This window comes from Brevibacillus laterosporus DSM 25 (assembly GCF_002706795.1).
GTDB classification, from domain to species: domain Bacteria; phylum Bacillota; class Bacilli; order Brevibacillales; family Brevibacillaceae; genus Brevibacillus_B; species Brevibacillus_B laterosporus.
The window spans coordinates 2,374,000-2,395,947 of sequence record NZ_CP017705.1; the positions used below are offsets into that span (position 1 = coordinate 2,374,000).

The following is a 21,948-nucleotide window of genomic DNA, read 5'->3' on the forward strand; positions in this document are numbered from 1 at the left end:
CTATTGATAATAATAATCATTATCATATTTGTAGCTTATTGATAATAAGCGGGGGAGTAAACAAAATGATACAGAAAAAGGCTATTTTTCATGTCCTGGTTTCAACGAGTCTTTTGACGTCTTTAGGATTACCGTCTTATGTGTCTGCGGCAGTAGAAGAGAATCTGATACGAGAAGAACAAGGAACGGAAAAAACGATCACAGCGGATAAAACGGGAGGCTCTAAATCACATGCAAAAGGTGCGGGTATAGGGGACGGCTCAGTATCTCAAGGTGATGAAAGCGTAGTTACAGTGGACAGTCAGGAACCTAAGGCTGAAAAAGAAACAGTTGTGGACAGTCCAGAAGTCCAGACTGAAGAAAGCACAAGTCAGATAAGCACCGACGGCTCTCAGGATGAAGAAAGCACAAGTAAGGACAATACCCTCGAATCTCAGACGGAACAAGGCGAAAGTCAAGTGGTCACTCCAACACCTCAGTCAAATCCAGAGAATATAAATTTAAAGCCAGAAGCTACCACAATCGAGATAGAATCGGTAGAAGCCATTCCAGAATCAACTTATTCAAATCGGACATTTGCATTTAATTTTAATTTACCAAGTAATGTCACGGTTCAATTAAGCAACGGTAAAAAAATAGAATTATACGTCCGTTGGAGCTTTGACCAGTACAACCCTGACGATGTGAATAGTCAAACATTCACGGCTGTGGGAGCGTTACGTGAAACTTCTTGGAGTTCAGCTCTTCCAGAAGGCATAACTAACACCAAGAATATGAAAGCGACAGCTAAAATTACAGTATCGGCGGCAAAGCAGATCACGAGTGTGAATCAGCTAGCTGATATTGTTGAAAAAGAAAACGGCACAAGCTTTTATCAGTTGGGGTTACCAAATAGCGTAGATGTAATTTTGGATGATAATACGACCCAATCGGTTGGGGTTTCTTGGGAACATGGAGATTATGACGAAAACAATCCGAATGCCCATACGGTTCAATTCTTAGGTAATTTGGGAGATCGATCTGGTTTGCCTACGGGAATTGCTAATAGCGATGGTGTTAAGGCGAAAATAAAGGTTTCCTTCAAAGATGCACGTACAATTAGTAGTCTTAAGCCTGTCGAAATCAACAATGTGTTAAGTGGAACTCCAAAAACAGAAGAAGCGCTGGGCTTGCCTGAACAGGTAGAGGCAGAACTGAGTGACGGTAGCAAAGTTCAGGTGCCGATAGAATGGAATGTAGACGATAGTGCCTATGATCCTAACAATCCAGCAGAGCAGACTTTTAACGTGGCTGGTACATTAAAAAATATCCCGGCTGGCTTAAAGAATCCGAGTGAAGTAAAAGCGGAGGCGAAAGTAAAAGTCGCTGCTGCCCTTCAGATTACAAGTATTGACCCTGTACTGGTGGCACAAGTACCTAACGGCATTAATAAAACAGCACTTGCTTTTTATCTGCCGAAGCAAGCAAATGTGACGTTAAGTAACGGTAAAACGGAAAAAGTGGATGTGACATGGGAGCTGGCAGCTTCAAATTACGACCCAGCTAATGAAAAACAACAAGCAGTGGAAGTAACAGGTAAGTTAGTTCACTTACCTGCCGGTGTTGCTGTACCTAGTCAAAAGGCAATTGCCAATATCTCAGTTAACGAAATGCGTTATGTGCAGTCGCTGAATCCGAACCCTGACATTACCGGAATCGTTAGCGGTACGAATGCTTCACCAGAAGCGCTACACCTTCCAAAGCAAGTAAGTGTCGCATTATCGGATGGAAATATCATCAATGCAGACGTGCAGTGGGATTTACATAACATTAGCTATGAAAAAGGTAATGCCAAAGCACAGGATTTTACGGTAACGGGAACATTGATTAATCTTCCTGTCGGAGTAAAAGGCAACAATGTCGAGGCAAAAGTTAACGTCAAGGTTGAGGCAAAGATTGAGCCTACTGTAAATGTGGGAGTTACGATGAGTGATGTATCTGTCGAGAGGCAAGGACGAGATACGACCGAGGTACTTGGTGAATATTTCCTGCCTTTATCTGGAGATGTTACAGGCTCGAATGGACAACCAATCAATGGACCTGGAACGGCGCTTTTGGTGCTACAAATGTACATCAACAATGTGGAAGTAAATACAGTTGACTACTTAGGTCGCCAATTAGCATTAAACCACAAGCTATATGTGGGCTGGAAGAACGAAAATGTGCTGGCCGAAATAGAAAATGTGCTGAAAGCAGCCTTATTACATCATCCTGAGGGTAGAAATTATGAAGTTATCACCTCCTCGTCACCAGCGGGAATTATTATTAAGCAAAAGCCAGGAACAGGCAACAACGCTAGTATCATTCTCAATGTGATAGAGAATGGCAAGGGTTCGGCAGTCGAGGGTCTGACATGGGGAGATTTGGAGACGAGAACGGAAGGAAGCTTTGGTATTGTTGGGCAAAAAGCTAGGTTCAGCACCCAAGTTCAGACTGGGGCAAATACAGCGGGAAATCTTGTTGTCCATATCGCTGATGGCAAAATCGATAAGCAAATCGCTGTGACGGTAGAGGCGAATGATGATACTGCTGCTGTTGCTCAGAAGGTAGCGAACCGTCTAGCAGCAGACTACGGAATAGCCCATGCATATGCGGTAAACACCCAAGGAAGTAAGATTACATTCGATGCCCTCCAAGAAGGTGCAAAAGACTTGAAGGTTGAGGTAAAAACAGTCACTGACACAGGAAGCAAGCCGGATGTAGGCACAGGTGGCGAGGAGAAAGAGAAAGAGAAAGAACCAGAGAAAGACAGAGATAAAGAACCAGAGAAAGATAAAGAGAAAGAACCGGATAAAGACAAAGATAAAGAGCCAGAGAAAGACAGAGATAAGGAACCGGAGAAAGATAGAGATAAAGAACCGGGGAAAGACAAGGATAAAGAGAAGAAACCAGATAAAGAGACGGATAAGGATAAAGATAGAGATAGAGGCAAAGACAGGGATAGGGATAGAGACAGAGACACGGATAAAAACAAAAACACAGCTACGACAACGACAACAAACAATCAAGGAACCCAAAACACTGCTAAAGTCGAAACCAAAGACAAATCGACAGCAAAAATGTTTGGTGATTTAAAGAACCATAAGTGGGCGCAAAACTCAATTGAGCTGTTAAATTCTAAGGGGATCATTTTAGGAACTTCTGATCACACATTTACTCCAAAAGTGGCAATGAAGGGTGGAGATTTTGCACTCATCCTGATGAGAATGTTTGATCTGAAGTCAGATGTGGCAGGTAATACTTCTGATGTTCCACAAAATAGCTATTATTCTGAGGCAGTAACAAGCCTGGTCGGACAAGGAATCATTCAAAGCTTCGAGGGTGAACAGTTCAATCCAGACACGCCTATTACAAGACAAGATCTAATGGTTATCTTGTATCAGGCAATGATTAAGTCTGGTATGGAGCTGAAAAAGGGTGAAGCGGCTGAGCTGAATCGTTTTGCCGATTCTAATCAGGTGAAGAATAACGCCAAGGAAGCCATCAGCGCATTAGTTGCAGAAGGAATTGTAAAAGGAGACGGCAGAAATCTCAATCCAACTGCTCATGCTTCAAGAGCGGAAATCGCAGTGCTACTAGAACAAGTAGTACATAAACTTCCTGAGAAGAAATAATTAAATGGTAGAGTACTAAAATAGTGCCACTCTAAGGACGTCCCGTGGATGCCTTACGAGTGGCATTTTTATATTCAGGAAAACAGCTTGATTGATCTCATGAAAATCCTCTCCTCGATTCGGTTTGCACATATAACGAGAAGGGAGGAGGTTTTGTGACAAACGAATAGAGAAGTGGGGAATCAGAATAATCAGGCTACGCATGCTGTAACTGATTGCATAGGCAAAAGGCAGTAACAATAGGTGTTACTTCTTTAAAGGCCAAGTAGATTTGCCGATATTTTTTTTGCTTTACTTTCCTTATTTCAATGTTCTTATGTGATTTGAAAAATAGCTCAGGCCCCATCGTGATCCCAATACCCTGAGAGACCATATTGACAATCGTTTCACAATGCAGGACCTCTAGTATGATATTGGGACGCACATGATGAGCAGTCAAATTTTCTAAAACTAATGTCTGGTAAGGGCCTTTTGGCATGATAAAGTCCATACCAGCTATTTTTTTTATATCTATGATTTTTTGCTGAGAAAGCATGTGGTTTTTAGGTAAACCCAAGACTAATTCATCTTTTTTTACAGGCATCACGTTCAAACGGTGATTTGTATCAGCATCAACAATGAACCCAATATCTACAGTACCGTTCATAATCCAGTCCATGATTTCACCATATGTGCCCTCAAATAATATTACCTTCACACCGGAATAGCTCTTTTTTAAATTTGCCAGCATGGTAGGTAATATCTGTGATGCGGCGCTTGTAAAGGCCCCTATTTTTAGGGTGCCTTCGAGTTGATTGTTTTGGATTGATAATTCCTGTTTAATAATAGCCTCGCTTTTAAGAATCTGCTGGATATGCGGCAGGATTCGATCGGCAAATGCAGTTCGACTAATCTCTGCTTGCTTATTTCGATGTAATAAAGGATAGCCGAACTCTTTTTCTAAACTAGCAATGGCATGGCTGACTGCTGATTGAGTCATGTTAAGCTGTTCCGCGGCTCGTGTAAAATTACCTATTTCAACAACCTTCTGTAATACCTCATATCTAGCTATCGTCATAAGTTATTCTCATACCTTCTATGCAAATTATTAATTTCACTAATATGACTATACCCTATACGATAAGAATTGAACATGAAATAAAAAGGGTGGTTACCATTGAGAAAGATATATTTATTACTATTGGGTATGTTTGCGCTAGGTGTGGATGCTTACGTTATGGCTGGGATTTTACCTAGTATTGCTGAAGATTTTGGTGTATCTATTGGAGCCTCAGGACAAACTGTTAGCGTATTTACCTTATGCTATGCGATTGCGGCGCCTGTATTTGCAACCTTGATGAGTAAAACGAATGCCAAATATACATTACTAACAGCATTATCGATCTTCACATTCGCGAATTTTATTACTGCGATTACACATCAGTTTGTCATTTTATTGATTTCGAGAGGACTAGCGGGGATCGGCGCAGGTCTTTACTCGCCATTAGCCTCGTCAGCAGCTGTTTCATTAGTGGAGGAACAGCAAAGGGGGAGGGCGCTAAGTACGATATTGCTGGGAATGAGCGCGGGAAATGTGATAGGCGTTCCTTTGGGCATCTATATATCCTCCATCTTAGAATGGCGAATGACCATGTGGTTTATTGTAATGATTGGGGTAGTAGGAATAGTAGCCCTATTTTGTAAGTTCCCAGTAGTAAAATCGAATAGTTTACCGACACTCAGAGAACGATTGGGTATGTTTACAAATAAAGATATATCGCTCGTCATGACAATAACCATGATACTGAGCTTTTGTAGTTTAGGCTTATATACGTATTTAGATCTTATTATTGGCGCTTATGGATTTGAGAAATCGATTGTTTTTATTTGGATGTGGGGAATTGGTGGTATTGCGGGAAGCTTTATCATTGGTTATCTTATGGATTTTTATAAGAGACCTAGAGTTATCCTGATGTACTTATTAATCCTGATGCTTATATCTTTCATACTAATGGGAAGCGTCCATTACCTGGCAGTAATATTCGCAATCGTCTTGATGCTGTGGGGGGCTAGTGGCTGGGCATCCTTAGCAACCCTACAAAAAACACTAGTCGAAATCAGCCCTGAGCATGCTACTATTTCAATTGCTCTTTTAAGCTCTATCAATTATCTGGCCGGCTCAATTGGGACGATGACAAATGGAATATTGCTAGAACAAGGAATGCCCCCGATGACTTTGCCATATCTCACAGGTGGTATTTTAGTGATTGCTATGGGATTACAGTGGATTTTGATAGCAAGAAAGCGATAAATAGAAATGATATATGGAACAAAAGCATGGTAATATCCTATTATTTACAGAGAGATGGTTGTAACTTAAAGGTAGGTAAATAGAATAAGAGGAAGTACTTATATGAGTTATAAGAGTTATAATAAGGGTAACCCTTATAAGGAAGTGTAATGATATGAGCAGTAAAACAAATGCGTGTCGTTTGCTAGATAAACATAAGGTTCCCTATACGGTGCATGAGTACGAATGGGATGAGGAGCATTTAAATGCGAAACATGTTGCTCAGCAGGTTGATTTACAGGTAGAGCAGGTTTTTAAAACCCTAGTACTTCGTGGTGATAAGACGGGGGTTATCATGGCTTGTATTCCTGCCCATAAGGAGCTTCACTTAAAATTATTGGCAGCTGCTAGCAAGAATAAGAAGGTAGAAATGGTGCCAATGAAAGAGATACTAGAATTAACAGGATATATACGGGGTGGTTGCTCACCTCTAGGTACTAAAAAAAATTATCCGCTCTATATTGATGAGTCAGCTCTTAGATGTAGTCTGATTAGCATTAGTGCTGGTAAAAGAGGATTGCAGATTTTTATGAATGCAACTGACTTAATTAAGGTAAGTAAGGCTACTTCTGTGAGTCTGACTATGTAGTAGAAATCTATCTCATCTGTTAAATAGCCATCTATAATGATTAGTTAACAGAAGAGAAAAAGTAAATAGATTGATCTAGTGTTTTAAATCAACGCTATTCTTTTTAAGCCTGTAACAGCAAAGTCCTGTTGTTACGGGTTTTTTTACATTTCAGCTGAAAGTCTCCTACTTCGAGCGCTAGGTAAGTGGTGAGTAGTTGACTTCATGTGAATAGCGAATAGAGTCAGACCTCTAATTCTTGTTTGAGAGAAATTACAGTAGCCGAAAATAGTAGAGGAGACTCCCATTTACTATGAGTTTTAGACTAATAATATATCTTGTGCAAATCGTAATGATTATTATTTGTGTTGACTTGTGTGTGTACGTGCAGTAGTATGTTTATTAAATCGTAATCGTTACGATTTAATTCTGGGTATGGTTTCTATCATCTTATATACCTGTACGAAAGAAGGGTACTTACATATGAGTGAAAAACGAGTTCCCGTCACTGTTTTAAGTGGGTATCTTGGAGCGGGAAAGACTTCCATTTTGAATCATGTTTTAAACAACCGAGAAGGCCTTCGTGTAGCAGTCATTGTAAACGATCTGAGCGAGGTGAATATCGATTCCAATCTTATAAAGAATGGTGGCGGGATTTCCAGAACAGACGAGAAGGTTGTTGAGCTGTCTAATGGTTGTATTTGCTGTACATTACGTGAGGATTTATTAGTAGAGGTAGAACGGTTAGTGAATGAAGATCGCTATGATTATATCCTGATTGAATCCACCGGAATAGGAGAGCCGCTACCAGTAGCACAAACCTTCACGTATGTAGATGAAGAAAAGGGGATAGACCTTTCTAGTATTTGTCGGCTGGATACAATGGTGACTGTAGTGGATGCGAATCGTTTTTGGCATGATTTTTCTTCGGGAGAAAGCCTATTGGAGCGTGGCCATGCAGTGGATGAGGAAGACACGCGTGAGATCGTCGATTTGTTGATTGACCAAATCGAGTTTTGTGATGTTTTAATCGTAAATAAATGTGACATGGTTAGTGAAAAGAATTTACTGCATTTGGAGCAGATTCTTCGTAAGCTTCAACCAACGGCAAAATTCATCCGAAGCTCTTATGGCAAGGTTGATCCAAAAAAGATTATGCATACAGGGCTTTTTGATTTTGAAAAAGCGAGTCAGTCTGCTGGATGGTTACAAGAATTACAAAAGCCAAGTCATACTCCAGAAACAGAAGAATATGGAATATCCTCTTTTGTATACCGTCGAAGAATTCCGTTTCACCCTGAGAGATTATATAAATGGCTACAGGATTGGCCAGAGGATGTGGTGAGAGCAAAAGGCTTCCTCTGGATTGCTACACGTAATGACATAGCTTTAACAATTAGTCAGGCAGGTTCATCTATTCAATTGGAGTCAACAGGCTATTGGGTATCGGCTTTACCCGAAGAAGAGAAGCAGTTCATCCTAGCAGAAGACCCTGAATGGGCAGAAACGTGGGACCCTCAATTCGGAGATCGTATGAATGAAATTGTATGTATCGGGATTGAGTTAGAAAAAGGTGATATCATCCGGTCTTTAGATGCTTGTCTTTTAACAAATGAAGAGCTAAATGCAGACTGGAATACCTTGAAAGATCCATTGCCAACAAGTGATGTGATTGTTGAGTCACTAATTAGCAATGAATAGTAAATATACATGATCAGGAGGATTTGACAAATGAGAGTAACGGTTACCTTGCAATGCACTGAATCTGGAGATCGTACCTACATTACGACAAAAAATAAAAGAAACAACCCCGAACGTCTAGAGCTAAAGAAATATTCCCCTCGTCTAAAAAAATACACCCTTCATCGTGAAACAAAGTAGCTGGTAGACAAAGCAGAGACACTCTTTTCGCATGTAAGAGAAAAGAGTGTCTTATTTATAGTTGTGGATTATCTTCAATCACATTGTTACAAGAGATTGGGTACAAAGAAACCAACTAGTAGAGAAACCAGCTAGTAGTATTAAGGAAACAAATGGCGTTTACTTCTTGAAATGCTCCGCGATAGAACGGAACATGGCAAAATTTTCACCATGATAATCAGCTCTACCGTAATCAGGATCAGCACTGGTTTTGACGATTACTACTTTGGCCTTTGGATTAACATAGATGAATTGTCCATAGACCCCAATAGCGCTGTAGGCACCATCTGAAGGATCAGCCTCCCACCATTGATATTGGTAGTTTAAAACTCCTTTAGGATCGTGATCAGATTGAGGACTTTCTACCTGTGTGGATTCTTGCACCCACTTTTTTGAAATGATTTGCTTTCCATTCCAGTTTCCTTCATGAAGATATAAGCTTCCAAACCTAGCATAATCTCTAATAGTTGCGTTTAGACCCATAAAGGATAGTTCTGTGCCGAGGCGATCAGTACTCCAATAAGCATCGGATTCCATTCCAAGAGGGCCCCATATTTTTTCCTGCAAATAGTAGGAGGGGGGATTGCCTGTGACTTTACTAATCAACATGCCGAGAACTTGTGTATTGATACTAATATAATGCTGAAAAGTCCCGGATGGACGCTGAGATTTTAGCCCCAATGCATAATCATTCACCGATGTATCTAGTAGAAATGTTTTATACATCATCATGTTTATATCTGAAAAGGTGGCGTCATAGGTTTCATCAAAGGTAACCCCAGAAGCCATTCGTAAAATATCCTTGATAGGTACTCCATCGTAGCCACTACCCTTTAATTCTGGTACATAGTGGGTGATTGGATCATTTACATTTTTAATTAATCCTTCATCAATAGCGATACCAACTAGAGCAGAAATAAATGATTTAGCCACTGACCAAGAAGTAAACCTTGTTTGTTCATTCACACCATTTTGATAGAATTCCGTAACGATCTTATCGTCCTTGAGAACCAATAATCCATTCGTCTGAGTTCGTTGTAAAAAGTCTTCAACAGATAATGTTTTATCTTTGTATGTATAAGTCTGAGGTAATTCTTTTTGTAATGTTTCAAATCGGAAGACAGGCTGTGAGGTTTTTATAGATCGACTTGGAAAAATATTGTCCATACTTTGGAAATTATAGCTAAGTTTATCCTTATTCAGCACGTTAATAATGTTCCAGTTACGGATAACGGCCCAACTAAGGATGAGTAATAGTGCAACAACAGCGATGCTTATGCCATACCACCACATCTTCTTGCTCGAAATTTGTTTACTCTTCAAGTAATACCCTCCTTCATTTACCTAATTATGGTATTGGTTTTGATTATAAGGCAGGTGGATACCTTATTCAATATATTGGTATTTCATCCTGTTTTTAGAATGTAAAGCGTAATGATTGCAAATTCGTTCGATTTATTCCTAAACAGAACATGAATTTACTGCTACTAGGTTATTTTTTGTTTAGAGACAGTATATACATGTACAAAAAGTTCAACTTAACAATATCAAAGCAATAAAGTCACTAGAGATTTAAAATTAATAATTGTAATTTTTTAGACTATTTGTTATGTTTAAGCTGAAAATCAAATATGTGTAGAAACAGGTGTAGATAACGTTTTTTTATCTGCTTAATAGGGAAGATCGGTTAGAATCCGACGCTGTCCCGCAACTGTAATTGGGAGCTGTTCGAAAATACCACTGTTTTCATCGTAATGAAAATGGGAAGGTTCGAATCGCGATGATCATGAGCCAGGAGACCTGCCTGTTTTAGCACACATCAGTTCCTACGAGGATAGGAGGTGTTAAGTGCGAGCGATTAAACATGTGGTATTTCCGATTTTTACATGTTTATTTGAGTTTTTCGCCCATTAACAACAACTTTCTTTCAGGAAGTTGTTTTTTTGCGTGTGGAATGCTTGGGGGTCTAGGAGGGATTTTTTGTTTGGGACAGTAGGGTATTTTACGAATTATTTCAACACAACAATTATGAACAATCTAAGTATAGAGAGTCCTACTACGTTAGAAGTGATTTATGTTCTTTTAGGAAATGAAATAAAACAACAAGAAGTTACCGAAGAAGTAAAAACAGATTACTATCGCAACCTTGAAAAAGCCTACAAGCTAACCAAAGAACATTTATTTGGAATGGAGGAAGAAAAATGAATGGTCTTGAAAAATTTTCTCCTGGACTAGACGGTGTTGTGGCTACAGAAACAAGCATTTCCTACCTTGATACCATACAAGAGGAAATCGTGATACGGGGTTACGATCTGATTGAGCTTTCTAAATCCTATAGCTATGTCGATGTTATTCATCTTTTACTGGAGGGGCGGCTTCCCGATGAGGAAGAGAAAAAAATTCTCGAAGCTAGCATGATTCAACGATATGAACTGCCTGCTGCGGTGCTTGAGGTTTTAAAGCTTTTGCCTGAGCAAACGCATGCTATGGACGGTCTACGAACAGGCATCTCCGTTCTTGGAGGGTATGATCATGCGATTGATGATCGCTCCCTGCTTGTTAATAAAGAGCGTGCTTATCAATTATTGGGTCAAGTTCCTAGTATTGTGGCAAATAGCTATCGGATTCTGACAAAAAAGGAACCGATCCATCCCGACAAGGCTCTACCGTTTAGTGCTAACTTTTTCTATATGGTCACTGGAAAAAAGCCGTCACCGATTGAGGAGAAAATCTTTGATCTATCCCTGCTTTTGTACAGCGAGCATGAGATGCCAAATTCCACGTTTACGGCAAGGGTCATTGCTTCCACGCAATCGGATTTGTACGGAGCATTGACAGGGGCGGTGGCTTCCTTAAAGGGTAACCTTCATGGGGGAGCAAATGAAGCTGTCATGCACTTACTGCTAGAGGCAGGAACAATTTCCAAGTTCGAGGAGTTACTACAAACCAAGCTATCGAACAAAGAAAAGATCATGGGATTTGGTCACCGGGTATATATGAAAAAAATGGACCCTAGAGCGACAATGATGAAAGGGGCATTACAGCAGCTATGTCAGATAAGGGGGGACGATCTTTTATACCGCATGTGTGAAGCGGGGGAGAGGATTATGGAGAGGGAAAATGGACTCTACCCGAATTTGGACTATTATGTAGCACCTGTGTATTGGATGCTTGGGATTCCCATTCCATTATACACTCCTATCTTTTTCGCTGCGAGAACCGTAGGGATTTGCGCACATGTACTTGAACAGCACGCACAAAATCGTCTATTCCGACCACGTGTAAAATATGTAGGCGAGCGGCATGTTCTTTGAAGTAAGCGAGGGAAATTATGTGAGCCAGCATCGCCTATATGATGTTCTGACCAACATCATGTACCATGATAAATAATTTTAAATAGAAAGGGAAGGATACTTTGTTAAAAAATAGGGAGATAAACAAAACAGATGAGCTGATCGAGCAAATTACAGATTATGTTTTACATAAAAGGATTACGAGCTTGGAAGCGTTTGAGACTGCCAGATATGTCTTATTGGATACACTCGGATGTGGAATTTTAGCATTAAACTATCCAGATTGCACAAAGCTACTGGGACCTGTTGTTCCTGGGACAGTTGTTCCAAATGGATGTAGGGTACCAGGTACATCATTTGTTCTTGATCCAGTAAGAGGAGCCTTTAATATCGGTTGCATCATTCGTTGGCTTGATTACAATGACACATGGTTAGCAGCAGAGTGGGGACATCCATCAGATAATTTGGGCGGAATTTTAGCTGTTGCTGATTATATTAGCCGTGTGCGTATCTCGGAGGGGAAACAACCGCTGACTATGCATAATGTGCTGGAAGCGATGATTAAAGCACATGAAATTCAAGGGGTACTAGCATTAGAAAACAGCTTAAACCGGGTTGGTCTTGATCATGTATTGTTTGTCAAAATTGCAACAACAGCAGTTGTGTCACAGATGCTTGGGGGAACTCGTGAGGAAATAAACAACGCATTATCAAATGCTTGGCTTGATAATAGTAGTTTACGGACATATAGGCACGCTCCTAATACAGGATCGCGTAAATCTTGGGCTGCCGGCGATGCAACTAGCAGAGGTGTTCAGCTAGCTATGATGGCCTTGAAGGGAGAGATGGGATATCCAACAGCTCTTACTGCACCGGGCTGGGGATTTCAGGATGTATTATTTAATAAACAGAGGATAAAGCTGGCTCGACCACTGGATTCATATGTAATGGAGAACGTGCTGTTCAAAGTCTCCTATCCAGCCGAATTTCATGCCCAAACGGCGGCGGAATGCGCAATCAAGCTTCATCCGGAAGTAATGGATCGTTTTGATGAGATTGACAGCATTCAAATTACAACACATGAATCAGCTATTCGGATCATTGATAAGATAGGTCCATTGAATAATCCGGCAGATCGAGATCATTGCTTGCAATATATTACGGCTATCGGATTGCTGTTTGGTGATATTAAAGCGGATCATTATGAAGATATAGTGGCATCTGATTCAAGAATCGATTTGTTACGAGACAAGATGGTGGTCGTTGAAAATAAACAGTACAGTATTGATTATTTAGAACCGAGTAAGCGCTCGATCGCAAACGCTGTTCAAGTACAGTATAAAGATGGCACTTTTTCAGAAAAGGTGGAATGCGAATATCCATTAGGGCACCGCTTCCGCAGGGTAGAAGCCATCCCTAAAGTCATTGAAAAATTTATTGAGAATGTGGGGACTCATTATTCACAAAAGCAAGTCAATAAAATAAAAGAAGCTTGCATGGATTCAGAAAGATTGAGCAACATGGCGGTTACCGAATTTATCGAATTGTTTCTAATGTAGAGAGGGGGGAAACACAATGGCTTGGATTGTAGATCCGCCGTCATCTCAAGCTGAATTAGCAATGAAATTCAGGGAGCTAATGAATGCTCCTGACCTTTTGCAAATTCCCGGCACACACGATGCGATGGCTGCTCTTATGGCGAAGCAGGCAGGATTTTCAGCGCTCTATTTATCAGGTGCAGCTTATACAGCTAGTTGTGGTTTGCCAGACCTAGGAATCGTGACGTCTACTGAGGTAGCTCAACGGGCAAGAGAATTAATACGCGCTACCGATTTACCGGTATTGGTAGATATAGATACAGGATTTGGCGGAATACTTAATGTCTCCCGCACTGCTAGAGAAATGCTAGAGGCTAATGTAGCCGCCGTACAAATGGAAGATCAGCAGCTTCCTAAAAAATGCGGACATTTAAATGGAAAGAAACTTGTGACTACAGAAGAAATGGTCCAGAAGATTATAGCGATTAAAAAGGTAGCACCATCGTTGGTACTTGTAGCTCGTACCGATGCCAGGTCAGTAGAAGGCTTGGACGCAGCAATAGAAAGGGCACGTGCCTATGTAGAAGCTGGGGCAGATGCCATATTTCCTGAGGCATTAGAATCAGCAGAGGAGTTTCGTGTGTTTGCCCAGCGTATATCTGCACCATTACTAGCAAATATGACTGAATTTGGGAAAACACCGTATTATACGACAGAGGAATTCACTAAGCTAGGGTACCATATGGTTATTTATCCGGTAACGTCCCTGAGAGTGGCAGCTAAAGCATACGAACGTGTTTTTCAGGTGATGAAAGAACAAGGTACACAAAAAGGTGAACTAGCTAATATGCAAACGAGAAGTGAATTGTATGCAGCCATTTCCTATGAAGAATTCGAAGAGTTAGATAAGGAAATAGCGAAAACGGTTTTAACCAAAGAACAATAGAACAAGAGCCAGAAAAGTAAAAAGCGATGAGGGGTGTCTTTGCATGTTAGGTAGCGTGCGGATACCTAACCAATCGCTTTTTTCTTCACCATGAACTAGTAAGACCAGATACTCCTGTTCTTAGGATGAAGTGGGCAATTTGAACTTATGGGGAAGGAGTAAGGTGGCTATGAATAATGTGGACCGCTATTCCGTCCTGTACTGGATGAAAAAAGATAAGTGGATGGTACGTAAAGAAAGTTCTATTAGAGAGGTTATGCGGAGGATGGTCCAATTTGAGAGTACGGAGCTCCCTGTTATTGAAAAAGGGGGGGTACTTGGAGTTATAAAATTACAGGATTGTGTTCAGGGGTTGGAGGAAGGGATAGGCTTAGATGGCATAATAGCCCCTTTGTTATCGAATCATTTTTATACGGAAACTTCTAGTTTTTCTATGCAGGATATCGTAAGGCTTCCTTTATATATTACAAATGCTGAGAATAAGAAATTTGAAGGCGCAATTCGTAACCAGGAATTTCTGATGTACCAGAAGTACTTGCATGCCACGTTGACTAGAGTAAAGCCAACCCACAGACCGGATAAGCTCCGTACATCCGTTCAAATGGAGGAGATACTTGGAGAAAGTCCCGCTATTATGAAGGCAAAACAAATGGCTAGGAAAGCCGCAATGTCTAAAGCTCCTGTTTTACTTATGGGAGAGAGTGGGGTTGGAAAAGAACAGTTTGCGCGTGCCATTCATGATCTTGGAATGACCAGGGAAGGTGCTTTTATCCCTGTAAATTGCACGGCTATCCCAGATAATCTATTAGAATCAGAACTTTTTGGTTACACGGGTGGAGCGTTTACAGGGGCAAATAAGGATGGAAAGCCTGGAAAATTTGAGCTTGCCCATAAAGGCACTTTGTTTTTAGATGAAATTGGTGATTTACCACTATCAACCCAAGTAAAAATTTTAAGGGTTTTACAGGAAAAAGAGATTGAACGTATAGGAAGTGTACATCCGGTGTTTGTAGATTTCCGATTGATTACAGCAACGAATAAGAATTTAGGGGAACTGATGAAGAGAGGTGAATTTAGAGAGGACCTCTATCATCGTCTTCATGTTATTCCTATTCAAATCCCCCCTCTTAGACAGAGAAAAACGGATATCCCCCACATTATGGAAGAGTACTCCAGAAGGCTATGTGCCACATACGGAATCACCAAAAAAACAATTGATGAAGAAGCATTACGACTCTTTTTTAAATATGATTGGCCAGGAAATGTGCGTGAACTAATAAATGTCATGGAGAGAATGTATGTATTGATCGATCATTCTCATATAGGTAAAAAAGAATTGCTAGAGGAGTTCATATACAATTTTACTGCTCGAAGTGAATTGAACTCGACGATTGTTTCCTTCCAAAATCGACACAAGGCCGCCATGCTACATCAAGAAGAGGAAGAAAAAAAGTTAATTGAAAATGTCCTAAAAGAGGTAAAAGGGAACAAATCAAAAGCGGCAGAGCGTTTGGGGATCTCACGAGCCACACTATACAATAAACTAGCTCGGTTTCATGTGTAATAAAAAAAGTGTTTACTCTGTCAATTTGTTCAAACAGAATTTACATCTTTCCCTTGTCACCTCCTTGTATTACAGGCGCTATTCATTGGCATACTCCTTGCAATATAGGTGTTGTGTAATAATGCCAAAGAGGAGGATAGGGATGGGTATAAGAGAAGACAACAAATGTTTGGTCACAGGATCATGCTTATTTGATAATCATTCTTTCTTTTCACCTGAAGATTTTGAAGATGAGGAAGAGCTGATTTCTAGAACGACAGAGCAATTTGTTAAGAATGATATTATTCCCAAATTGGAGAGTATAGAACAGCATGACTACAATGTCACGAGGAAGCTGTTTGCACAGGTGGGAGAGCTTGGTTTGTTGGGAGTGGATGTTCCAGAAGCATATGGAGGAGTTTCTTTAGGGAAAAAAGTGTCGGGACTTGTTGCGGAAAAGATGGGTTACGGGGGTTCCTTTAGCATATCCTTTAATATTCATGCAGGTGTAGGCACACTCCCATATGTATATTATGGTACCGAAGAGCAAAAACAACGTATACTGCCCAAGCTAGTGTCTGGGGAATGGATCGCTGGATATGCTTTAACAGAACCTAATGCTGGTTCCGATGCTCTTCAAGCGAGAACAACTGCATATCTAAACGATGCTGGTACTGCTTGGATTTTAAACGGAGAAAAGCAATGGATTACAAATGCAAAGATTGCGGATGTTTTTGTAGTATTTGCAAAAACAACGCATGGAATGACAGCATTTATCGTTGAAAAAGGTGTTAGCGGGGTTTCAATTGGACCTGAAGAGAAGAAAATGGGTATTAAGGGCTCTTCTACAGCTACATTACTATTAGAAGAGGTTTCTATTCCTGTTACCAATGTTCTAGGGGAACTGGGAAAAGGGCATCGTGTTGCACTAAATATTCTCAATTTAGCTCGGCTTAAACTGGCGTTTGGTAATATCGGTACAGCAAAGCAGGCTCTTCAATTATCCATTTGTTATGGAACGACACGCCAGCAATTTGGAAAGAAATTGGTCGAATTCACTATGATCCAAGAAAAGATAGCAAATATGGCAGTGGCCATTTACGCATCGGAAAGCTCTGCATACCGAACAGCAGGTTTACTTGATGATTTTCTACACAGCAAGGAAGATGCGATCAACGAACTATCTAAATACGCGATGGAGTGTGCCATTAATAAGGTTTTGAGCTCCGAAGCATTAGCATGGATTGTAGATGAAGCGGTCCAAATTCATGGTGGATATGGCTATATGCAGGAGTATGAAGTGGAACGATTATATCGTGACGCTAGGATTAGTCGTATTTTTGAGGGGACAAATGAAATAAATCGTCTGACGATTGCAAGAGCGATGTTAAAAAAAACAGTTGAAAACGAAGAGATAGAAATGGATGAAAATATCAGTAGAAATGAGCAGTTTCTATACTACTCCAAGCAGTTGTTTTATTCTGCATTAGAAATGTTTGCAAAGCGGATTGATCATCAATTGGAGCAGGAACAGGAATGCTTGCGATTACTTGCTGATAGTATCCGGGATATATATATGATGGAGTCCGTACTTATTCGAAATCAGAAGGCGAGGGAAAAATATAGAGAAGACAAGGAGGGAGTAAAACAACTGATGACGGATGTGCTTTGTGAAGAAGGCTATCGTCAAGTAGAAGCGGCTACGATATCCATTATTTCGAGCCTAGAGTCTAAGGGAACAAGCAGGAGGGCAATCGTGGATAGTATTCGATCCGTAACACTTTCTATGTATTCAAATCTCATACTTTCTAAACGGAAAATTGCGAATAAAATGATAAATTCAGGTGAATATGTAGTTTAAGGGGGCTGAAGGTAATGAAGAAGATAGGATTTATCGGACTAGGAAATATGGGTCTTCCGATGGCTAAGAATTTAGTGGAATCCAACTTCCAAGTATATGGGCTAGACTTGAACAAAGCAGCCGAGGCTTCCTTGAAACAAGCGGGTGGATTCGTTGATGTTGATATTCCTAGCCTGACAGCAATGTGCGAGGTTATTTTCACCAGCCTTCCTTCCCCTCAAGTAGTAGAAGACATATATCTAGGAAAAGAGGGGCTTATCGAACATAGCCACCCTAGCATGATTTTCATTGACACAAGTACGGTTTCACCTGATGTAAATGTGAAGATATTGCAAGCGGCAACAGATAAAGGAGTTAAATTTCTCGCAGCTCCCGTCAGCGGAGGGGTCATTGGTGCGATTAATCGGACACTTACCTTTATGATTGGTGGCTCGAAGGAAGTCTATGAGCAGGTTCTACCAATTATGAATGTGCTAGGAACCAATATTTTTCACGTAAGCGATGAGATAGATAGTGGAACCAATACGAAGATCATTAATAATTTACTGATTGGTTTTTATACAGCAGGAGTTAGTGAGGCTCTTACCTTAGCCAGAAAGAACAAGATGAATCTAGACACTCTTTTTCATATTTTACATGTCAGTTATGGACAAAGCAGAATCTATGAACGAAATTACAAAAGCTTTATAGCGCTCGATGACTATAACCCTGGCTTTGCATTAAAGCTACTGCGGAAGGATCTAGGCTTAGCCCTCGATTTAGCAGAAAATAGCGAGTTAGATCTGCCTATTAGTAAAGCATTATTCAAGCTTTATGAAGAAGCTGAAAAAGAAGGATGGGGAGAGATGGATATGTCTGTCCTCTATAAAAAAGTAAATGAACAAGCCAAGAGCATTCTCTAAAAAGGAGTGAATGATAATGGTAACGCTACATGTAAAAACCATTCAGAATCATATTAATGGAGAATGGGTGGATTCAACAGGCTCAGATTATGAAACAATCCCAAATCCGGCAACAGGGAAAAGCATTGCGATAGTACCCCTATCTACGAAGATGGATGTAGATCAAGCAGTAAAAGCAGCAGCTCAGGCCTACACAAGATGGGCGGAGGTACCGATTCCAAATCGGGCAAGATTATTGTATACATTCCTGCAATTATTGCAGCAGCATAAGGATGAGCTTGCTCAAATTATCACATTGGAGAATGGAAAAACCCTAAAGGATGCTAGTGGAGAAGTACAGCGTGGAATTGAAGTAGTGGAGCTTGCCACATCAGCTCCAAGCTTAATGATGGGCGAGACCTTACCTAATATTGCAGGAGGGATTGATGGATCTATTTGGCGTTATCCGCTTGGAGTAGTGGCAGGTATTACACCATTTAACTTTCCGATGATGGTACCACTATGGATGTTTCCACTAGCGATCGCATGCGGTAATACTTTTGTGCTAAAAGCTTCTGAGCGTACTCCTATTTTAGCAGGGAGATTAGCGGAGCTTTTTTATGAGGCAGGTTTTCCAAAGGGAGTTTTGAACGTAGTGCATGGCGGTAAAGAGGTAGTAAATGGCATTGTGGAGCATTCTGACATTAAGGCAATATCTTTCGTAGGATCGGAACCTGTTGCGAAATATGTATATCAGGAAGGTACTGCTAATGGAAAACGCGTTCAGGCTTTAGCTGGTGCTAAAAATCATGCCATTGTTATGCCGGATTGCCATTTGGAAAAGACAGTCCAAGGTGTAGTAGGAGCAGCCTTTGGAAGTAGTGGAGAACGTTGTATGGCATGCTCAGTAGTTGCTGTCGTAGATGAAATTGCTGATCAGTTCATTGAAGTTCTAGTTGAGGAAACGCGTAAATTAAAAACGGGAGATGGGCATTATGAAGAAAATTTTGTTGGCCCTTTAATTCGTGAAGTTCATAAAGAGCGTGTTTTAGGATATATCGAGACCGGGATAAAGGAGGGAGCTACTCTACTGATTGATGGTCGGAATGTGAAAGAAGAGGAAGGCTATTATGTAGGTGCTACTATATTTGATCATGTGCAGCCAGATATGAAAATTTGGCAGGACGAAATTTTTGCCCCTGTTCTGAGTATAGTCAGAGTAAAAAATCTTGAAGAAGGCATCGAGCTCACAAATCAATCAAAGTTTGCAAATGGAGCGGTTATTTATACATCCAGCGGAAAGCATGTTCAAACTTTCCGAGATCAAATAGATGCGGGAATGATTGGTGTCAATGTAAATGTTCCAGCTCCTATGGCGTTTTTCTCCTTTGCAGGAAACAAAGCATCCTTTTATGGGGATTTAGGAACGAATGGAAAAGATGGTGTTCAATTTTTCACTCGCAAAAAGGTAGTAACCGAGCGCTGGTTTTAATCATCAAAAAAGCCGATTCTCTTGAGATCGGCTTTTTCTAGTTTATACATGAAAAAATTTCTGCACCATTTCTTCATTAACGTCAGATAAATGCTTATATTGATAGCTCGGGCTATTGTCTTTATCGATCAGAACAGAACGAACCCCTTCATAGAAATCACTGTGTTTCATGAAGTTTTTGGCAAGGATGAGATCGTTCCTAAAGCATTCCTCTAGCGTTGCGTGTTCTCCTTTAATCTGTTGCTGTAAAGTTACTTTTAGGGAAAAAGGCGATTTAGACAATAAGATTTCCTTTGTTTTGACTGTGAATTTATTGGGAGTCTGTCCAAGAGAGTCGATGATTTCTTCGATTGAAGAAAATGCAAAGTGACGGTCAATTTCTTCCTGCCATAAAGCAAGCTCACTCTTTAAGACGGAGGGCTGTGAATAGGCTTGAATTTGTTTTTCTAGAGCTTGCGCTACGTTTTGGTGTTGCCAATTTGTTTCTTCAACCTGATGTAAAAAGTCATGTAAGGCTTCACTTGGAATGCAAGCATCAGCGCCATTTATATAGAGTACATCTTCAGGACGGATAACCGCTGCGGTCAATGCTAAATAACGGCCTATTTTTCCAGGGGCCTGATTTAAAAAATAAGCTGCTCCCACATCAGGGAAAAAACCAATATTCATTTCAGGCATCGACCATTTTGTCTGAGTAGTCACAATTCTGTGACTGCAACCATAAGTAAGGCCGACACCACCACCCATGACGATACCATCTAAGCAAGCAAGGATGGGCTTTGAATAACGGTACATATATTGATCGAGCTGGTACTCAACTTCAAAAAAACGCTGTGCTTTTTGGAGGGACAATTCATTGTTTCTTGCTTGATACAGTGCCTTAATATCTCCTCCTGCACAAAATCCTTTTGAACCAGCTCCCTTTAGAACAATCAGGTTGATTGTATCATCTGACTCCCATTCCTTTAGCTTTGCTAGCATTGGCAACAACATATCAAGAGAGAGGGAGTTGAGGGCTTTTGGTCGGTTCAATAGAATGGTGCCTACCCCATTCTTGTTCGTAGTAAATAAAACATCCTCCGTCATGCAAATCCTCCTTATGATTGGATAAATTTAGGTTTGCGCTTCTCGACAAAAGCATGGATGCCTTCTTTTGCGTCTTTCGTGTTAAATAATTCAGCAAAGCGATGGCGTTCTCTTTTTAAACCCTGTTGTATATCCTCTTGATAGCCCTGCATGATGCATTCTATGGTACGCGTTATACTTGTCATGCTTTTTTCTTCAATAAAGGATTCAGCTGTTTTTATTGCTGTTGAGAGTAATTCTTCTGAGGTAACAACCTTTTGTATGATCCCTAGTTCATACGCTTCTTTACTGGTTACTTGTTTACTTGTCAAAATGATTTCCAAGGCTATTGCAGGATTTGTTAGGCGACTAAGGCGTTGGGTTCCGCCAAAAGCGGGGAGTAGACCAAGTTTTAATTCAGGGAGACCAAGAATAGCATCATCGGCAGCGATTCGATAATGACATCCCAAGGCTACTTCTAAGCCGCCTCCTAATGCAGGCCCATTAATGGCGGCAATCACTGGCTTGTTCATTGCTTCAATTTCATCACATAGAGCTTGCCCGGCTGTGGCCATTGCTAACGCTTCTGCCTCGTTACCAAGAACAGCGACGAATTCCTTAATATCAGCACCTGCAATAAAAAAGCGACCTAATCCCGTCAAGATAATAGCCCTTGTAGCTTCATCAGTAGCAAGAGTATGGAAAACGGAGCGCAGTTCTGCAATAGATGCAGAAGATAATGTATTAGCTGGCGGATTATCTACTTCTACAATGGTAACAAAGTTGCTTTTTGAGATAGCAGTGAATGTATTCTCCATAAAGAGTACCTCCTTTGTATGATATAAAGCTTCATAATGCA

General features: G+C 40.6%; 17 protein-coding genes and 1 riboswitch. Of the genes, 13 read left to right on the forward strand and 4 right to left on the reverse strand.

Annotated elements, in window-relative coordinates:
• Window positions 1–65: 65 nt before the first annotated feature.
• Window positions 66–3,653, forward strand: coding sequence for an Ig-like domain-containing protein (locus BrL25_RS11420; protein ID WP_018672067.1), 3,588 nt, complete (start codon window positions 66–68; stop codon window positions 3,651–3,653).
• Between the two features lie 196 nt (window positions 3,654–3,849).
• Here BrL25_RS11420 and BrL25_RS11425 read toward each other — a convergent pair whose 3' ends face one another.
• Entirely contained in the window at window positions 3,850–4,710 is an 861-nt protein-coding gene (locus BrL25_RS11425; RefSeq protein ID WP_018672066.1) for a LysR family transcriptional regulator, read from the reverse strand.
• A gap of 99 nt (window positions 4,711–4,809) precedes the next feature.
• On the opposite strand from BrL25_RS11425, the gene BrL25_RS11430 reads away from it, so the two are divergent.
• The 4 genes from BrL25_RS11430 to rpmG all read left to right on the forward strand — a co-directional run bounded on the left by BrL25_RS11430 (window position 4,810) and on the right by rpmG (window position 8,431).
• On the forward strand, window positions 4,810–5,943 hold the full coding sequence (locus BrL25_RS11430; protein ID WP_018672065.1) for an MFS transporter: 1,134 nt from the start codon (window positions 4,810–4,812) through the stop codon (window positions 5,941–5,943).
• A 154-nt stretch (window positions 5,944–6,097) separates the two neighbouring features.
• Window positions 6,098–6,571 carry a Cys-tRNA(Pro) deacylase gene (ybaK, locus tag BrL25_RS11435; protein ID WP_018672064.1) on the forward strand — a complete coding sequence of 158 codons (474 nt, stop codon included), beginning with the start codon at window positions 6,098–6,100 and terminating at the stop codon, window positions 6,569–6,571.
• 462 nt (window positions 6,572–7,033) lie between these two features.
• Complete coding sequence (locus BrL25_RS11440; RefSeq protein ID WP_018672063.1) at window positions 7,034–8,251, forward strand: GTP-binding protein; 1,218 nt, start codon at window positions 7,034–7,036, stop codon at window positions 8,249–8,251.
• A gap of 30 nt (window positions 8,252–8,281) precedes the next feature.
• Window positions 8,282–8,431, forward strand: a complete 150-nt coding sequence (gene rpmG, locus BrL25_RS11445) for a 50S ribosomal protein L33 (RefSeq protein WP_003343192.1) — start codon at window positions 8,282–8,284, stop codon at window positions 8,429–8,431.
• A gap of 159 nt (window positions 8,432–8,590) precedes the next feature.
• Here the strand turns inward: rpmG and BrL25_RS11450 are convergent, their stop codons facing one another.
• Window positions 8,591–9,793 (reverse strand): serine hydrolase domain-containing protein, encoded by a 1,203-nt coding sequence (locus BrL25_RS11450; protein WP_018672062.1) that lies wholly within the window; start codon window positions 9,791–9,793, stop codon window positions 8,591–8,593.
• A gap of 303 nt (window positions 9,794–10,096) precedes the next feature.
• Window positions 10,097–10,292, forward strand: a riboswitch (cobalamin riboswitch).
• 158 nt (window positions 10,293–10,450) lie between these two features.
• On the opposite strand from BrL25_RS11450, the gene BrL25_RS11455 reads away from it, so the two are divergent.
• From BrL25_RS11455 to BrL25_RS11490, 8 genes are all read left to right on the forward strand, one after another.
• The gene (locus BrL25_RS11455; protein ID WP_018672061.1) at window positions 10,451–10,675 is read left to right on the forward strand and encodes a hypothetical protein; all 225 of its coding nucleotides are present in this window, start codon (window positions 10,451–10,453) and stop codon (window positions 10,673–10,675) included.
• A complete protein-coding gene (gene mmgD / locus BrL25_RS11460; protein WP_018672060.1) occupies window positions 10,672–11,784 on the forward strand; it encodes a citrate synthase in 1,113 nt (370 codons plus the stop codon). The genes BrL25_RS11455 and mmgD overlap by 4 nt, the downstream gene beginning before the upstream one ends.
• Window positions 11,785–11,885: 101 nt before the next feature.
• Window positions 11,886–13,322, forward strand: coding sequence for a 2-methylcitrate dehydratase (prpD, locus tag BrL25_RS11465; protein ID WP_018672059.1), 1,437 nt, complete (start codon window positions 11,886–11,888; stop codon window positions 13,320–13,322).
• Between the two features lie 16 nt (window positions 13,323–13,338).
• Entirely contained in the window at window positions 13,339–14,247 is a 909-nt protein-coding gene (gene prpB, locus BrL25_RS11470; protein WP_018672058.1) for a methylisocitrate lyase, read from the forward strand.
• A gap of 169 nt (window positions 14,248–14,416) precedes the next feature.
• Complete coding sequence (locus tag BrL25_RS11475; RefSeq protein ID WP_018672057.1) at window positions 14,417–15,811, forward strand: sigma-54-dependent Fis family transcriptional regulator; 1,395 nt, start codon at window positions 14,417–14,419, stop codon at window positions 15,809–15,811.
• A gap of 142 nt (window positions 15,812–15,953) precedes the next feature.
• Complete coding sequence (locus BrL25_RS11480; RefSeq protein ID WP_018672056.1) at window positions 15,954–17,651, forward strand: acyl-CoA dehydrogenase FadE; 1,698 nt, start codon at window positions 15,954–15,956, stop codon at window positions 17,649–17,651.
• A 14-nt stretch (window positions 17,652–17,665) separates the two neighbouring features.
• Window positions 17,666–18,553 (forward strand): NAD(P)-dependent oxidoreductase, encoded by an 888-nt coding sequence (locus BrL25_RS11485; protein WP_018672055.1) that lies wholly within the window; start codon window positions 17,666–17,668, stop codon window positions 18,551–18,553.
• A 16-nt stretch (window positions 18,554–18,569) separates the two neighbouring features.
• A complete protein-coding gene (locus tag BrL25_RS11490) occupies window positions 18,570–20,024 on the forward strand; it encodes a CoA-acylating methylmalonate-semialdehyde dehydrogenase (protein ID WP_018672054.1) in 1,455 nt (484 codons plus the stop codon).
• 42 nt (window positions 20,025–20,066) lie between these two features.
• Here the strand turns inward: BrL25_RS11490 and BrL25_RS11495 are convergent, their stop codons facing one another.
• Together BrL25_RS11495 and BrL25_RS11500 are read right to left on the reverse strand one after the other, a co-directional pair.
• Window positions 20,067–21,110, reverse strand: coding sequence for an enoyl-CoA hydratase/isomerase family protein (locus BrL25_RS11495; RefSeq protein ID WP_018672053.1), 1,044 nt, complete (start codon window positions 21,108–21,110; stop codon window positions 20,067–20,069).
• A gap of 11 nt (window positions 21,111–21,121) precedes the next feature.
• Window positions 21,122–21,907 (reverse strand): enoyl-CoA hydratase-related protein, encoded by a 786-nt coding sequence (locus tag BrL25_RS11500; RefSeq protein WP_018672052.1) that lies wholly within the window; start codon window positions 21,905–21,907, stop codon window positions 21,122–21,124.
• Between the last annotated feature and the right edge of the window lie 41 nt (window positions 21,908–21,948).

Excerpts from the sequence above, each read along its gene's own strand:
- BrL25_RS11420 (WP_018672067.1), top strand. The coding sequence starts at position 66 with ATGATACAGAAAAAGGCTATTTTTCATGTCCTGGTTTCAACGAGTCTT.
- BrL25_RS11425 (WP_018672066.1), bottom strand. The coding sequence starts at position 4,710 with ATGACGATAGCTAGATATGAGGTATTACAGAAGGTTGTTGAAATAGGT.
- ybaK (WP_018672064.1), top strand. The coding sequence starts at position 6,098 with ATGAGCAGTAAAACAAATGCGTGTCGTTTGCTAGATAAACATAAGGTT.
- BrL25_RS11440 (WP_018672063.1), top strand. The coding sequence starts at position 7,034 with ATGAGTGAAAAACGAGTTCCCGTCACTGTTTTAAGTGGGTATCTTGGA.
- rpmG (WP_003343192.1), top strand. The coding sequence starts at position 8,282 with ATGAGAGTAACGGTTACCTTGCAATGCACTGAATCTGGAGATCGTACC.
- mmgD (WP_018672060.1), top strand. The coding sequence starts at position 10,672 with ATGAATGGTCTTGAAAAATTTTCTCCTGGACTAGACGGTGTTGTGGCT.
- prpB (WP_018672058.1), top strand. The coding sequence starts at position 13,339 with ATGGCTTGGATTGTAGATCCGCCGTCATCTCAAGCTGAATTAGCAATG.
- BrL25_RS11475 (WP_018672057.1), top strand. The coding sequence starts at position 14,417 with ATGAATAATGTGGACCGCTATTCCGTCCTGTACTGGATGAAAAAAGAT.
- BrL25_RS11480 (WP_018672056.1), top strand. The coding sequence starts at position 15,954 with ATGGGTATAAGAGAAGACAACAAATGTTTGGTCACAGGATCATGCTTA.
- BrL25_RS11485 (WP_018672055.1), top strand. The coding sequence starts at position 17,666 with ATGAAGAAGATAGGATTTATCGGACTAGGAAATATGGGTCTTCCGATG.
- BrL25_RS11490 (WP_018672054.1), top strand. The coding sequence starts at position 18,570 with ATGGTAACGCTACATGTAAAAACCATTCAGAATCATATTAATGGAGAA.
- BrL25_RS11495 (WP_018672053.1), bottom strand. The coding sequence starts at position 21,110 with ATGACGGAGGATGTTTTATTTACTACGAACAAGAATGGGGTAGGCACC.
- BrL25_RS11500 (WP_018672052.1), bottom strand. The coding sequence starts at position 21,907 with ATGGAGAATACATTCACTGCTATCTCAAAAAGCAACTTTGTTACCATT.